This window comes from Desemzia sp. FAM 23989 (genome assembly GCF_045528345.1).
Classification (GTDB): Bacteria; Bacillota; Bacilli; order Lactobacillales; family Carnobacteriaceae; genus Desemzia.
Map to the genome: position 1 here is coordinate 80,554 of NZ_JBGQQT010000010.1, position 15,383 is coordinate 95,936.

At 38.0% G+C, this 15,383-nt stretch carries 13 protein-coding genes; all 13 read right to left on the reverse strand.

What is annotated here, in order from left to right; genetic code table 11:
* Positions 1-13 precede the first annotated feature (13 nt).
* The 13 genes from recJ to yihA all read right to left on the reverse strand — a co-directional run bounded on the left by recJ (position 14) and on the right by yihA (position 14,915).
* Entirely contained in the window at positions 14-2,449 is a 2,436-nt protein-coding gene (gene recJ, locus ACEN36_RS07535) for a single-stranded-DNA-specific exonuclease RecJ (protein ID WP_407126285.1), read from the reverse strand.
* Positions 2,450-2,791: 342 nt separating this feature from the next.
* Positions 2,792-2,917, reverse strand: coding sequence for a hypothetical protein (locus tag ACEN36_RS07540; RefSeq protein ID WP_407126286.1), 126 nt, complete (start codon positions 2,915-2,917; stop codon positions 2,792-2,794).
* Positions 2,918-3,085: 168 nt separating this feature from the next.
* Positions 3,086-3,952, reverse strand: coding sequence for a DegV family protein (locus ACEN36_RS07545; RefSeq protein ID WP_407126287.1), 867 nt, complete (start codon positions 3,950-3,952; stop codon positions 3,086-3,088).
* A gap of 22 nt (positions 3,953-3,974) precedes the next feature.
* Positions 3,975-4,535: a DUF1836 domain-containing protein gene (locus tag ACEN36_RS07550; RefSeq protein ID WP_407126288.1), complete on the reverse strand. Its 561-nt coding sequence runs from the start codon at positions 4,533-4,535 to the stop codon at positions 3,975-3,977.
* A 152-nt stretch (positions 4,536-4,687) separates the two neighbouring features.
* Positions 4,688-5,050, reverse strand: a complete 363-nt coding sequence (locus ACEN36_RS07555; RefSeq protein ID WP_407126289.1) for a lipopolysaccharide assembly LapA domain-containing protein — start codon at positions 5,048-5,050, stop codon at positions 4,688-4,690.
* 47 nt (positions 5,051-5,097) lie between these two features.
* Complete coding sequence (locus ACEN36_RS07560) at positions 5,098-5,898, reverse strand: SDR family NAD(P)-dependent oxidoreductase (RefSeq protein WP_407126290.1); 801 nt, start codon at positions 5,896-5,898, stop codon at positions 5,098-5,100.
* A gap of 13 nt (positions 5,899-5,911) precedes the next feature.
* Positions 5,912-6,856, reverse strand: a complete 945-nt coding sequence (rnz, locus tag ACEN36_RS07565; RefSeq protein WP_407097215.1) for a ribonuclease Z — start codon at positions 6,854-6,856, stop codon at positions 5,912-5,914.
* A 57-nt stretch (positions 6,857-6,913) separates the two neighbouring features.
* A complete protein-coding gene (gene obgE / locus ACEN36_RS07570; protein WP_407126291.1) occupies positions 6,914-8,239 on the reverse strand; it encodes a GTPase ObgE in 1,326 nt (441 codons plus the stop codon).
* 381 nt (positions 8,240-8,620) lie between these two features.
* A complete protein-coding gene (locus ACEN36_RS07575; RefSeq protein ID WP_407101871.1) occupies positions 8,621-9,346 on the reverse strand; it encodes an amino acid ABC transporter ATP-binding protein in 726 nt (241 codons plus the stop codon).
* Positions 9,339-10,826 (reverse strand): ABC transporter substrate-binding protein/permease, encoded by a 1,488-nt coding sequence (locus ACEN36_RS07580; protein WP_407126292.1) that lies wholly within the window; start codon positions 10,824-10,826, stop codon positions 9,339-9,341. Before ACEN36_RS07580 ends, ACEN36_RS07575 begins: the two co-directional genes overlap by 8 nt.
* 700 nt (positions 10,827-11,526) lie before the next feature.
* Positions 11,527-12,816 (reverse strand): glutamate-1-semialdehyde 2,1-aminomutase, encoded by a 1,290-nt coding sequence (gene hemL, locus ACEN36_RS07585; protein ID WP_407101867.1) that lies wholly within the window; start codon positions 12,814-12,816, stop codon positions 11,527-11,529.
* A complete protein-coding gene (gene hemA, locus ACEN36_RS07590) occupies positions 12,800-14,236 on the reverse strand; it encodes a glutamyl-tRNA reductase (protein ID WP_407101865.1) in 1,437 nt (478 codons plus the stop codon). The genes hemL and hemA overlap by 17 nt, the downstream gene beginning before the upstream one ends.
* 94 nt (positions 14,237-14,330) lie before the next feature.
* Positions 14,331-14,915, reverse strand: a complete 585-nt coding sequence (gene yihA / locus ACEN36_RS07595; RefSeq protein ID WP_407097209.1) for a ribosome biogenesis GTP-binding protein YihA/YsxC — start codon at positions 14,913-14,915, stop codon at positions 14,331-14,333.
* Positions 14,916-15,383: the final 468 nt, after the last annotated feature.

Consider the following 15,383-nt stretch of genomic DNA (forward strand, 5'->3'; position numbering starts at 1 on the left):
GTCAAATTCTTCTTTATTCGCTGATGGTTATTTGATTCATTAGCCATTGCTCAACTTCCCAAGCATGACTATAGACTAATCTTTCTTCCGCCTCGATACGTTGTACTTTTTTCTGGTACGTAATAGATTGTGTTAAATCTTTTTTCTCATTTGTTTCCACTCGATTAAGAAGTCCGGATTCTATTTTAACAAATCCAACCTCAAAAAACACCTGCAGAATGAATATTACTCGATTTTCTTTCATATTCAGTGTTTTTGCTAAAATACCCAGCTGATTTTTCACATCAATATTCTGATGAGACAAAATGAACTTGTATGCATTCGCAAAATGTTGCCGATTTGGCATACCTTCTAAATAATCATTCGTTGTACTGTGAAAAGAATACAAAACATTTTCCGGTTTATTGTGTTCAATCAATAAAGAAAGAATGGTCAATGAAGGTGGACAATCCACCAATACCAATAATGAATGCTGCATCAAAAATTGCTTAGCATCTTTTCGTGTCTGGATCAAGTAAGCTTTGCTTGAAGCGGGCATCTTTTCTTGGTACTGTTCATAGTTCGCAGAATCAAAGAATACGAAATCAGCGTTTTGCTTATTCCATAATGATTCTGGAATTTGTGTGCTTCGATAATCAAAGCATTGGATACCTTTAACAGCTATATCTTCAATCCGCAACTGTAATTTTCTAGAACCATTCCACTCATTGATTTCCAATTTGCCGACTGTTGACAGACGAGTGTTTCCTGATATTCGATCTGCCACTTCTCCAAAATCAAAACCAATAGTGTCAAGACTCGTTTGATCAAGCTGAACAGACATTTTCAAGTGTGTTCCGTCCGCCCCTATTTTACGGACCGTTTGCACGAGCACATTATCCAATTGAAAGGTCGGTTTAGGATTATCTGTACCAAAAGGAGCTAATTTTTTCAGCTCTTCAACCGTTTCGAGCGTTAAGTCTTCTTGGGTTACTACTTTGTCGATATGGATTTCTTCTCCCATTTGACCTGACAGTTGTTGTACAGCAGCATAGTCATTTAATTTGGAACGAATCTGTTCAATATTTTCACTTGGCACCGTTAATCCGGCTGCCATATGGTGTCCCCCAAAAGCTACTGTTAAAGGGCGTATCGTATCCAAAGCTTCATACAAATGAAATGCTTGAACACTTCTGCCTGATCCCTTTGCCGTTCCGTTTTCACGGTCAATGTTCAGGATGATCGCTGGTTTGCCTGTTTTTCCAACTATTTTACTGGCAACGATCCCAAGGACTCCTTCATGCCAGCCTTCTTTAGCTAACACATAAACATCTGGTGAAGTATCTGTTTGTTCAAGCATATCGAACGCTTCATCGGTTATTTTTTTTACGTACTGTTGTCTTTCTTCGTTCTTCCCTTGGATAAACTGCGCAATAGATTGTGCTTCATTTTCATCAAATGTAGTTAACAAACGTACTGCAGGCGAAGCGTCTCCTAGTCTGCCTGGAGCATTCAATCTCGGCCCAATAATAAAACCGACTGATTCCTCATCCATTTCGTTTTTCTTAACACCGGCTACTTCATATAAGGCTGCTAACCCTAACCGTTGCGTTTGCTTCAATAATGCTATTCCTTGAGTCACCAAAACCCGATTTTCATCTCTCAATGAGACTAAATCGGCAATCGTCCCCAAAGCTACTAAATCCAGCAGTTCAACGGGCATTTCCCCAAGCAGAGCAGTAGCAACTTTAAAAGCCACCCCTACACCTGCTAAGTCTCCAAAAGGATACTGTCCAGCTGGATGACGTGGGTGTACAATTGCATAAGCATCCGGCAGTTCCTCAGGAAGCTCATGATGATCGGTTACGACTACATCAACACCTAATTCCTTAGCTCGTTTAATCGCCTCATGCCCAGACACCCCGTTATCGCAAGTAACGATCAACTGGCACCCTTCATTGATCAATTTTTCAAAAGCCTTACTGTTAGGTCCATATCCGTCTGTAAAACGATTGGGGATATAAAAATCTACATTGGCGCCAATCATTTCCAGTGTTTCAAGCAACACCGACGTACTAGTCACTCCATCCGCATCATAGTCCCCGTAAATGATAATTTTATCGCCATTTTCTACCGCTGCCATGATTCTTTCTGTGGCACGTTCCATATCATGCATCAAAAAAGGGTCGTAAATCCGCTCTTCACTTGGATGAAGAAAAGAGTCGATCTTTTCTTTTGTATTTAACCCCCTTTGTAGACACAAAGAAATAAATAACGGTGAGTAAGAAAGTTCCTTGGATAATTCTTGGATCAATTGATGATTTTCAGTTTTTCCTGCTTGTTTCCATTTCATACGAGCATTAATCACAGTCTTCACTCCCAACCTAACTAGTATATCAAATAAGCCGTATGAATGGTAGATAATGAACAGCAAAACCACGTCATACGCATGAAAAGTACTTTCTCCCAAAAATAAAAGTCCTCTTTTTAAAACGCTCTCTTAATAAGTTGGTGCGGCTCTATGGGGTGAAATTTCCTCCAGAATGGACGGGTTTGCTTGTGGAAAGCCATGGGACCGTCTGGAGCCTGTAGTCTCCATACTTTCAAGCTTCAAACGGAATCGTAAGCGCTGAAGAGCCAACGCTCCGTAATTCACATTTCATCCTTTACATGGCTACAAGCAACCCCTATTCCTCCAGAAATATCACGGGTCTCAAACGAGTCACAGCTTAAAAAGCGTGTCTAAATATTTCGGGAAGTTCAAAGAAAGCAGGTCTTTCTCATAATGAAGATCGAAATCTTCCATTTCTTCTCACGTTTCAATATTGGCGATTTTGGCAAACAAAACCAATAATAGAATATCCGCGATGGAATGCTTCACTTTATGAGCTTGTTTGGGGTCTTCCACTTCACTCAACAGATGGAAAATCTCATTCATGTCGCCCGCCTCCGCATTTTTCTTTTAACATACCAGAGTCGAGAGGATTCGTAATCTTATTTTTTATTTAAATTTTTTCATGCGTATGACGTGCAGCAAAACAGCCTCTCTAAAAGCAAAAACTTCAAAAGCAAGAGAGGAACTCTTGCTTTTGAAGTGCAGCTTTTTTTATTTTTCCAATCGGCTGACAGCGATCCCGATCAAACCAGGCCCTGTGTGTACTCCTAAGGCTGGGCTGAGCGAATCAAAATAACTTGTACGGATATTCGGTAAAGCATTTTTCAATTTTCCTGCAATCGTGTCCGCCAATTCTTTAGTTTCTCTACCTGCGTAACATACTGCCACATCGTACTTAGTCGCTTGCTGCGCAAATTCAATCGTAGTATCGATCAGTTTTTGGATTCCTTTTTTACTTCCGCGAGCTTTAGCAACGGTGTAATAAATCCCATCCTCATTACATGAAATAACCGGCTTCAAGTTTAACAAGTTTCCGACAAGTGATGAAACAAGCCCAATTCTGCCGCCTTTTTGAAGATATTCTAAAGTGTCCACATAGAAATGTACTTTAATATCTTCTATTCCATTTTGAAGTTTTTGTTTAATGGTTTCCCATTCGAGACCAGCTTCTACATACGATAACGCTCGCTCTGCATGTAACCCGCTGCCGATTCCAATATTCTTGGTATCCAACACAAAAACGTCTAAGCCTTCTATTTCTTCTGCCATTAAACGCACCATATTATTGGTACCGCTCAAGCCGCTTGAAATGGTGATGGCAATAACTTTAGTGTAGCCTTCTGCTTTGATTTCCATCATCATTTTTTTGATAGCTTCTCCGTCAGGCAAAGAGGTTTTAGGAACTTCTTCTTTCAAACGGTCATAGATTTCTTCTGCTTGAATGTCTACTTTATCAGTGTATTCCCCATCTTTGTAAATGATTTTCAAAGGAATCACTTTCATATTGCCCTTTTCTAAAATGTCCTGTGGAACATCTGATCCTGAATCAACTAGAAAAGCAATCTTTTCTTTATTCATTTTCTAATCGTCCTCCATTTAATTAATTACTTTTAGTTTCCTGATTTTCTGTCACTATAAGCGAAGCCACTAATTTTTCAGTCGCTATTTTAGTCGCTACTGCTAATGTAGCATTTCGAACTAAAATATTTTCTTCTGTACAATCCTCTTTCATTAAAGGAACGTTACTGGTATTTCCGATTCTCGAAGCAACTGCCTTCAATGCATATTCTTGTTCAGAACAAAATAAATTATAAGCCTCTCTTATACCGCTTACTGAAGCTTGGTAGACGATACCGTCTCTGACTTCTGGAATCGTAATCACTTGCTTAAGGATAGAGATAGCAATTAAATAGGCCAAGTGTTTCTTAGTGTACCTTTTTTTGACAGGTTTTGGAATAAGTTTCAATTTCACATAATTATTTACCATAGAGGAAGTAATGATTTTTTTATCATGGGTCGGATTGAAAATAACTAAATAATTTTCAATCAATGTAATGACTTGATCCATATATAAGTCGATATCTGGCAAATCATCCCATCTTGGCAAATGGTACTCTTCAACATCCACTTTCCATTTCAATAACTCTTCATTATACGTCATGTTTTCATATCCTTTTTAAAAGATAATTTATTTTAACACACACAAAGCTACTAGACAACATAGTTACAAGAACTAGATGAAAATGGTATAAAAAACTACCTCAATGTCTTTTCAGTTGTGGAAGAGATATTAAGGCAGTTTAAATTAGACCGTTATTTGGTTTCTGATTGATTCAATTGAGCTTGGAGTTGTTGAATTAAGCTGTTTTTGTCGCTTAATTCAGTCTCATGAGCTTTTTGAATATGTGCAATTTCTTGTTCTTGCTGTACTTTGGAATTTTCTATTTCTTTTTTCAGTTGTTTGACTTCTTTCCGCTCTTTCAGTAAAGGCCCGGTCGAAATCAATACGGCTACTAAAGCTCCTATAAGCAAGGAGACTAAGATAACCATGATTAAAGGCCATGAAGCAACTGTAAAAGCAAAATTCACAGGGACTGCCTCAGTATTCATAACCGCAAACGCTGCAATCAATATCACTAATACCAATGCAATAATAGTCGTCCATTGTCTTCTCATTTTTTCAACCTCGCTTTGTTTAGTCGTTTCAGCTTTTTATATGAAATTTATTTTTGATTGAATAGAGTACTTGCTAAGTAATCCCCCATTTTAGGGAATAACGTATAGAATCTGCTGGCAACTTCCATCGATTTCGGCAAATTCAATTCTCGTTTGTTCGTACCGATCAAACGGACGATTTTGTGAGCCACTTCCTTAGGATCCAGTACATATTTGTCAACCTTAGCTAAATAGTCTCCATTTTTATCTGCTTTATCAAAGAAGGTTGTATTCACAGGACCTAAATTAACCGTTGAAACTTGAATAGATAATGGTTTCAGTTCTAGACGCAAAGCGTTTGTGTACCCAATAACCGCAAATTTAGTTGCAGAATAAATGGTCGATTTAGGAGTTGCCATTTTCCCTGCCATAGAGGCTATAGTGATGATATGACCACTTTCTCGTTCAGCCATATGAATCGCAGCCATTTGAGAGGTGTACATCAATCCCAGCACGTTCACTCGGAACATATCCTCTGCAATTGCCATATCTGCCGTCAATACACTTTCAAAGTGTCCAAAACCTGCATTGTTGATTAATACATCAATAGGACCTATTGTTGCAGTGATCTCCTGAAAGACAGCTTCAATTTCCTCAGGTTTTGAAATGTCCATCGAAAACAAGTAGGCTTTTTTACCTGAGATTTTTTCACAGGTATCTCTTACAGTCTGCAATTTATCTAAACTCCTAGCTGCAACTACAACGATGGCTCCTTCTAGAGCGGCTTCGTAAGCTATTTGTTCTCCGAGACCAGAAGATGCCCCGGTAATAAAAACGACTTTATCTTGCAAATGGTTATCAGATTTCACAAAGCTACCTCCTCTATAAATATTCTCCATCTTTTTGAAGCGGAATATCTACTTCACTAAAGTCTTTTACTACTGTGGTTTCTTTGAAAATTTTCTGTGCTTCTTTTTCAAGTGCATGAACATCTTTGGATAAAAATCGAGCACTGATATGTGTGAGTATCAGTTGTTTCACGTTAGCAGCTTTAGCTGTTTCAGCTGCTTCTACATTTGTAGAATGATTGTACTCTTTAGCAAGCTTGCGATTCGCATGATCAAATGTACTCTCATGCACTAATACATCCGCGTTTTCTGCCAACAATCTGCTGTTATCTGTTTTTTTAGTATCCCCTAAAATAGTCACCACTCGACCTTGATGCGGCGCTCCAATAAAATCTTTTCCATTGAATACCCGGCCATCTTCCAATGTGATCGTTTCGCCGTTTTTCAACTTGCCAAATAATGGCCCAAACGGAATACCTGCTTCTTTCACTTTATCTGCCTGAAGCGTTCCTTGATGACTGGCTTCTTCTATTCGATATCCAAACGATTGAATCCCATGCTTCAATTCCAGACAACTGACGGTAAAGTATTTATCTTGAAAAACAATGCCTTCTTTTTTGATTTCTTGAAATTTCAATGGATATTTTAAATACGTTCCACTGATTTTCAACGACGTCCTAACAAACTGCTCGATCCCTACAGGTCCGTAAATAGTAATTAGACCATCTCCACCCTGAAAAGCACGACTAGCTAGAAAACCTGGCAGTCCATAGATATGATCGCCATGCAGATGCGTAATAAAAATTTTATCCACTTTTCTCGGCTTTAAGGTGGTATGCAATATTTGTTGCTGCGTTCCCTCTCCACAATCAAACAACCAGACAGAGTTTATTTCATCCAACAGCTTCAAAGCAATACTGGATACGTTTCTTTGTTTTGAAGGTACGCCAGAACCTGTTCCCAAAAATAATAATTCCATTTCCTTCATCCTAATCTTCTTAAACTGTATATCTCTACTTTATTCTAACAGGGCTGTTTAATCCATGTATTCAAATTCAAATTCTTGATCTTTCATACGAACAATATCCCCATTTTTAGCACCACGTTGTCTCAATTCTGCGTCTACTCCCATAGATCTTAATTGACGAGCGAAACGCAAGGATGATTCATCATGATCAAAGTTGGTCATTTGGAAGAGTTTGATCAATTTATCTCCGCCAAGTGTCCATGTTGCATCCGGTTCTCTTTCAAGCGTATATGGTTTTTCCTCTGGTGTGTATTTGTATAGAATTGTTTCTTCATCATCCGCATCAACTTCATCATACACAGGGAACGGTTGCGTATTTTCCAATAAATCAGCTGTTTTACTCAGCAAGGCACTGATCCCTTTATGAGTCACAGAAGAAATTGGGAAAATAGCGATATCGTCATCAAATTCATTTTCTTTCAGTTCTTGAATTTTTTTCTTAAATACTTTTAAATTCTCTTCAGCATCAGGCATATCCATTTTATTCGCAACAATGATTTGCGGACGTTCTAATAAACGTAAGTTATACGACTCCAGTTCATTATTGATAACTTGGAAATCGTCAAATGGATCGCGCCCTTCGCTGCCGCTCATGTCAATGATATGCAGCAATACACGCGTACGTTCGATATGACGCAAGAATTGGATTCCCAGACCTACACCTTGTGAAGCTCCTTCAATCAATCCCGGCATATCAGCCATTACAAAGCTGCGGCCATCGTCAATACGGACCATTCCTAAATTAGGTACCAAAGTTGTAAAGTGGTACGCTCCGATTTTAGGTCTTGCAGAAGAAACCACTGACAGCAAGGTTGATTTTCCTACAGAAGGAAATCCAACTAGCCCAACGTCAGCCAATACCTTTAATTCCATTTCGATTTCAAATTCTTGACCAGGTTCTCCATTTTCAGCAATTTCGGGAGCTGGATTTCTCGGTGTTGCAAAACGGATATTTCCTCGTCCACCACGACCACCTTTTGCGACTATTAATGTTTGGCCATCTTCAATCAAATCACCTAAAACTACTCCAGTTCCAGCGTTTTTCACTACTGTACCTGGTGGAACTTTAACGATTAAATCTTTTGCTCCTCTACCATGCATTCCTTTAGTCATCCCATTTTCTCCATGTGAAGCTTTGAAATGACGGTTAAAACGGAAATCCAATAACGTTCTTAAGCCTTCATCAACTACAAAAACGATGTTTCCTCCTTGACCACCGTCACCTCCAGATGGACCGCCATCAGGAACATACTTTTCACGACGAAAAGAGACCATTCCATTACCGCCGTTACCGGCCTTAACATTAATTTTTACTTGATCTAAAAACATTGACATACTTATTTCCTCCTCAATTGATTGAGACTAGAATAATTCTATTTATTGATGATTTCTTGAACGGATAACTTATTTACTTTTTTTCTCAAAAAATCAGGATCCTATTGTGGAATCTTCATCAACTTTGAAAGATTCTACTACATTCACGCTTAATTGTACTTTTATTTTTGACATTTGTCCATTTAAACAAGAGAGAATCCCTGGATAATGACGAGTTCTGTTGCGATTTTAAGTCATCTAATGGATAAAAATGCATTTGCCTTAAAAAGGTCTAGGATCCTCTTCTCCCTTTCACAGCGAACTCTCACATTGAACACATAAAAACAGTACCAATGAATCACTCCACTGATACTGTTTTTAAACTTTTTTCATCTACCTGTACTACAACACTTTAGCTAAAAAATCTTGTGTCCGTTCATGTTGTGGAGAATTGAACATTTCTTCTGGTGTTCCTTGCTCCACAATGTATCCCCCATCCATAAACAATACGCGATCGGCTACTTTTTTTGCAAAGCCCATTTCGTGGGTTACAACGACCATTGTCATCCCTGATTCTGCCAAATCTTGGATAACGCTCAATACTTCCCCAACCATTTCAGGGTCCAATGCACTTGTCGGTTCATCAAATAGCATGACTTCAGGATTCATTGCCAATGCGCGTGCAATGGCAACCCGTTGTTGTTGACCTCCAGACAAATTAGATGGAAAAGCCTGTGCTTTTTCTTCCAGTCCAACTTTTCTCAACAATTCAATCGCTGTTTTTTCAGCAGCTTGTTCGTCCATCCCTTTTACTTTTATAGGAGCGATTTTCATATTCTCTAATACGTTTTTGTGAGGAAACAAGTTGAAATTTTGAAACACCATTCCCATTTTTTCTCTCAAATGGTTTAATTTAGCTTCTTTTACGTTGGTCAAAGAAGTCCCGTCAAAAATAACTTCCCCTTCAGTAGGCTTTTCCAATAAGTTCAAACAACGCAGCAAAGTACTTTTCCCTGAACCAGAAGGGCCGATGATCACAACTACTTCACCTTTTTTTATTTCCTCGTTAATATCTTTTAAAACGACATTTTCTCCAAATGATTTTGCTAAATGTTCTATTTTAATCATGTGACATCTTCCCTTCGTAGTAGTTCAGTAATTTAGTTAAACTGAACGTTAAGATAAAGTAAATGACCATACTAACTGCTAGGGGAGCAATACCCCGGTAAGAAACAGATGTGACCACTCTTGTTTGGAAAATCAATTCGCTGACCCCAATAACAGAAACGATCGAACTTTCTTTGATGATCGTTACAAATTCATTTCCTAAAGCTGGCCAGATATTTTTCAATGCTTGAGGGAAAATGATGTGTCTCATAGCCGTATTTTTACTCATTCCTAAACTGCGAGCTGCTTCGACTTGGCCAGTTGGAACAGAGGATAGACCAGAACGTATGATTTCGCAGACATAAGCACCGCTATTCAATGAAACGGCAATAATTCCGGCTAACATAGCTGGGATATTAATGATATATCCTACAGCAAAATAGATAAACATGACTTGGATCATCATTGGTGTGCCACGTACAAACTCCACATAAGCAGTCGCTAAAAAACTAAATAATTTATTGTGGGACAACCTTACTAAAGCCAACAGTACACCAATAATAGAACCGATAATCACGCTGACTACTGAAATAAAAATCGTATTCAGTGTTCCTTCTAAGAAATAAGACCAATAATTGGTCATAGAATTTGTGCCTGACTCAGACGATTCTGAATCTTGAGCTGTTTCCAAATAATTTCCAGCTTGAGCTAGGTACTCAGGAATCAGGTCTTCCGCTTGAATCTCAGCTAACGAAACATTGACTACATCCATTAGAGCGTCAGATCCCTTAGACATCGCAATAGCAGATCCTTCAGTCTCTCCTCCTTCAAAACCACCTTCAAAAGTCAGAAGCGCGTCATCAACGCCTGCAAAAGACAACGCGTTCGGGCCTTCCATAACGATAGCATCTACTTTTTTGGTTTTTAAAGCCAGCAATAAATCTGATGTTTTTCCTAAAGAAATCAATTCTGAGTCCGTCATTTCTGTTTTAGTTAATCCTTCTTGGATCGAACCCATTTGAGCCCCGACGATTTTCCCTGCAAAATCATCTTTTGAAGCATATAGGTCTTTGTCTTCAGAACGAATGACAATGTTTTGAGTAGCTTGGTAATACGTATCGCTAAAATCAACACTTAATTTACGTTCCTCTGTTGCAGACATACCTGCTAGAATCATATCTATATTGCCTGTTTCAAGAGCCGGTATCAAGCTGTCAAATTGCATATCTTCTACTTGCAATTCTACATCTAAATCATCCGCAATCTTCTGAGCAATCGAAATATCCATCCCGACGATTGTATCTTTTCCGTCAACAGTCGCGTGAAACTCATATGGCGGGAAATCAGCACTTGTTCCCATAATGAGAACGCCACGTTCCTTGATATCTTCCAAAGATGTGTCTTGTGAGGTTTCTTCTGCGGAAACGAATTGTGGGAATGAGAATAGTGGCAACATAAATCCAGCTAACAACATTAAGGTTATCAAACCTTTTTTCTTCATATTTTTTCCTCCTGAATAGGGTACTCATAATCAATAGAGATAGTTTAACAAACCAAGAATATTTATGCAATATATTTTTGATAAATTCCTTTTTTATACATTGTTAAACGTTTTTATACATGTTTTAAGCCTCGTTTATGTATATTTCCTATGCAAAAAAGAGATTCTACAACATTTGACGTTGGTAAGTAAAAAAAAATAAATCCTAAACCTTTAAAAAACTCATTTCTAGAAATCTTTGGTGGAATATGAGATTGCTTATAGCCATGCAAAGGATGCAAAACAAAGGAAACTCTGTGGGCTTACGCTCAAGCGTATTGCTGCAATTGTCCCCTTTTATTGAGAGGCGATACTATATCGTTGAGTTTTTTTTATTATATGGTAGTTAAAGGGTTGGTTTGAACCATATGTGGTTAAAGAGTTTGAGGATATAGTCGTTGAGAAGCTAGTTTAGACCATATCCAGTTAACTACTTTAAAGATATGGTAGTTAAGACCTTATTAACTACTATATTGACTGATTTCGACTTAAGATATGGTAGTTGAGACTTTTTTTTTCGGCTCAAGGCGGTCCAATAGATTTCTGTAAGCAACACCATAGTCCGGAGAAAATTTCTTTACCCACGCTAGAAGATGAAGAGCAAAAAAGACTGAAAAGAGAATTTTTCTCTTTTCAGTCTTTTGGATCACATTATTCAACTCTATCTCATCAATGCTGCAAAGCTTTGATCCATAGCAGTCAATGTATCTTCAATATCTTTTTCCGTGTGTTCTGTACACAAGAAAATCCCTTCAAATTGTGAAGGAGGCAGAAAAATGCCTCGATCTGCCATCTCTTTATAGTATTTGGCGAAAAATGCTGTATCGCTCGCCTTACTTTGCTGATAGTTAGAAACAGGTGCCTCAGTAAAGAACATTCCTATCATACTGCCTGCTTGATTGACGGTTATGTCAATACTGTATTCTTGACTTAAGGAATGGATCCCTTCTTTTAGGAGATTGCCTAAATGTTCAAAATAACGGTAATCTTCTGGTGTCAATTGAGATAGTGTCGCTATACCAGCAGCCATAGCAATAGGATTACCTGACAATGTTCCAGCTTGGTAAATTTGACCAGCTGGAGCAATGTGTTCCATGATCTCTTTGCGTCCACCGTAAGCTCCTACAGGTACCCCTCCGCCAATTACTTTTCCTAAACAAGTAATATCGGGAGTCACACCAAAGTAGCCTTGTGCACTATGGTAACCGACTCTAAATCCAGACATCACTTCATCAAAAATCAATAACGCTCCATCTTGTTGAGTTAGTTCACGCAGTCCCTGAAGAAAACCATCTACAGGAGGAATAACTCCCATGTTCCCCGCAACTGGTTCAACAATGACCGCAGCGATTTCGCCTGCATAAGCAGCAAACAATTCTTTTACAGCTGCCAAATCATTGTAAGGAGCTACATACGTATTGGAAGTCGTGCTTTTTGGAACTCCTGGAGAATCAGGTAAACCTAGAGTAGCTACACCAGACCCTACTTTGACTAATAAAGCGTCATCGTGTCCATGGTAACTGCCCTCTAATTTAATGATCTTATCTCTTCCGGTATAACCGCGCGCTAAGCGCAACGCGCTCATAGTGGCTTCCGTTCCCGAATTTACGAATCGCACCATGTCGATTGAAGGTACTCGATCGATCACAATTTCAGCTAGTGCAGTTTCCATCTCGGTCAACGTACCAAAACTAGTTCCTAATGCGGCAGCTTCCTGGATTTTTTTAACTACAACAGGATTTGCATGGCCTAGGATCAACGGACCCCATGATAAAACATAATCAATGTATTCATTACCATCTTCATCAATAATATGGCTTCCTTTACCTTGCTTCATTACAATAGGAGGAACATCCACTGATTTAAATGCCCGCACAGGACTGCTCACCCCGCCTGGCATAAGCTGAACAGATTTTTTGAAGATTTCTTCTGATCTAGTAGTATTTCTCAAACTGAACGACCTCTTTTCTTTCGAAATTAAAGACCGCTTTGTTTTCTTCTAGTGCTTTAGTGTCTTCTTTTTCTGATTTTGCTTCTTCTTTAGGTTTTTCTTCTCTCAAACCAATATTTACTGCAAATCGATTCATCTCTTTTTCAGCTTTTTCTGATGAGTCTGTTTTTGCCATATCTTTCAGTGATTGAATCGGTTGTTTAGACAATTGGTTGATGACGCTTTGCATGTGTTTCTGAATCACTTCTGTCTCATGTTCCGTTAACTCAGGCAATTTATTTTGTAAACTGGTCATCACGGTGTCTTTGAGTTGATTATTTTTTTGACTGAATTCTTCCAAATAAGGAACTGATTTTCTTTCCTGGAACCAAAAATTGAATTGATAAACAGCTTCTTCCATTTCTGATTTGATAAAACTCAGTTCTTTTTCTTGTAATTGATTGGTCGATTTTAATTCACTGCTGATTCTGTCCATATCAAATAGGAAAATTTGTTTGTCCATTCCCAATTCTGTTTCTATGTTCCGGGGAACAGAAAGATCCATCATCATTTGATTTTTCTTAGAGAACCGTATATCATTCATTTTCTTGACTACATCCGTCGTTATAATCAAATCTTTAGACTTGGTAGCAGTAATTACACCATCGACTTTGGCTAATGACATAGGCAAATGGTTGTAATCGCCTGTATGAAAAGTCCGCATACTGATTTCACGTTTCTTCAGAAGATTCGACCATTCGTTTAATTTAGCTACTACTTTTTTTGTCTTTTCATAGTCACGGCTGACGATCGTGACAGAATCAGCCCCTTGGTAAACTAAGGCTTTTGCTGCAGATTGAGCCATTTTCCCTGCCCCGATGATCAAAAATCGTTTATCGGAGAATTCCGACCATTCTTGCTTGAACAACTGTACTGCTGCTGAAGCAGCATCTCGTGATACTTGATCTATTTTAGTTACGGTATGCATTTTTTTAGAAAATGCTACTGCTTTGTTAAATAAAGAACTCAAGATAGGGCCTACTGTCTTTGCCATTTGAGCAACTCGATAAGCATTTTTTACTTGTCCCAATATTTGGCTTTCTCCCACAATAGCGGAATCCAAACCTGTGGTGACATTAAATAAATGTGAAGCAGCACTCAAATTCGATTTTCCATAAGTAGTAGAAATCACTTGAGAGACATCGTACCCTGAATAATCAGCAATGTAATGCAATATATCGCCGTGTTTAAAAGAATCAGGATCAACATACAAATAGTATTCTGTCCGATTGCAAGTTGTCAAAATAGCCACTTCTTTTATTCCAGAAAACGAGTGTATATCAGAAAGTTGTTGATTTATATCGCTCTCTTCTATAGCATAATTTTCTCTAATTTCTATTGGTGCACATTGATGATTCACACCATAAAGTAAGATTTTCAATGTTTATCATCCTTTTAATTCTTCATTCCAACGTTGTGAGTGAATAGATTCGTTTCTAGGTCTTAACACCTAATATAAGTCCATTATTTTTAATCTACTTGATTTTTTCTTCAATGTACTTCCAAACTTCATCCATACCTAATCCTGTTTCTGAAGAAAATGTAAGAAGTTTATCCTCTGCATCCATCTCAAAGCCGTCTTTAATGATTTTTTCATGTTTATTCCATTTACTGCGTGGAATCTTGTCTACTTTTGTTGCCAAAATTAAAACAGGAATATCATAGTATTTTAAGAAATCATACATTTGAACATCATCGTTAGTAGGTGGATGTCTAAAATCAACCACGCAAATGGCTAGTTTTAATGTTTCTCTCTGTGTAAAGTATGTCTCCAGCATCTCTCCCCACTTAGCTCGTTCTGTTTTAGAAACTTTTGCATACCCATAACCAGGTACATCGACAAAATAGAATTTTTCTTCAATTTTGTAGTAATTCAATGTTTGCGTTTTTCCAGGTTTACTGGAAGTTCTAGCTAATTTTTTACGATTCGTCATCTTATTGATAAAAGAAGACTTCCCTACATTTGATCTTCCTGCCAACGCAATTTCCGGAAGGTTTGTCGTAGGATACTGTTTTGGTGAAACAGCACTAATGATAAATTCTGCATTATTTACTTTCATAATGTTTTGCACGCCCTTTATATATCTTACTGTATTTTATGATTTTCCAGTTTAATTAGATCGATCTATACTATTTCACTAAACTAGCGCACAGCAATTTTTCCCTAGTTTACGATTCTACGAAACTAGGGGCATTTCTGATGGTAAAAACTCATTCGCCCGATAAATCCATTTCCTATTCTAACATACCTGATACTAAAATATAATATTTAAATCTTCTTTTCGCATTTTCCCAACATAAAAAAGAGATATTTGTAACACAATTGTAAAATTACGACTATACCCTTTCAAAGAAGGACTTACGATAATTGACGTTAGTAAGTAAAAAATGCACTTCTTCTGTAAGCCCGTTAAAATTAACCGCATAGAATTGTTGTCTCCCCTCTTGTAAGATTGACTTATCTCAATCAGACAGGAGGGATTTTTACTATGCGAGATCAAAAAAATAATCAACCCATCGTCCCCGTC

Coding starts and splice junctions, on each gene's coding strand:
- yihA (WP_407097209.1), bottom strand. CDS start 14,915: ATGAAAGTAAATAATGCAGAATTTATCATTAGTGCTGTTTCACCAAAA.
- ACEN36_RS07555 (WP_407126289.1), bottom strand. CDS start 5,050: ATGAGAAGACAATGGACGACTATTATTGCATTGGTATTAGTGATATTG.
- ACEN36_RS07580 (WP_407126292.1), bottom strand. CDS start 10,826: ATGAAGAAAAAAGGTTTGATAACCTTAATGTTGTTAGCTGGATTTATG.
- ACEN36_RS07550 (WP_407126288.1), bottom strand. CDS start 4,535: ATGACGTATAATGAAGAGTTATTGAAATGGAAAGTGGATGTTGAAGAG.
- obgE (WP_407126291.1), bottom strand. CDS start 8,239: ATGTCAATGTTTTTAGATCAAGTAAAAATTAATGTTAAGGCCGGTAAC.
- ACEN36_RS07540 (WP_407126286.1), bottom strand. CDS start 2,917: ATGAATGAGATTTTCCATCTGTTGAGTGAAGTGGAAGACCCCAAACAA.
- ACEN36_RS07545 (WP_407126287.1), bottom strand. CDS start 3,952: ATGAATAAAGAAAAGATTGCTTTTCTAGTTGATTCAGGATCAGATGTT.
- ACEN36_RS07575 (WP_407101871.1), bottom strand. CDS start 9,346: ATGATTAAAATAGAACATTTAGCAAAATCATTTGGAGAAAATGTCGTT.
- rnz (WP_407097215.1), bottom strand. CDS start 6,856: ATGGAATTATTATTTTTGGGAACAGGTTCTGGCGTACCTTCAAAACAA.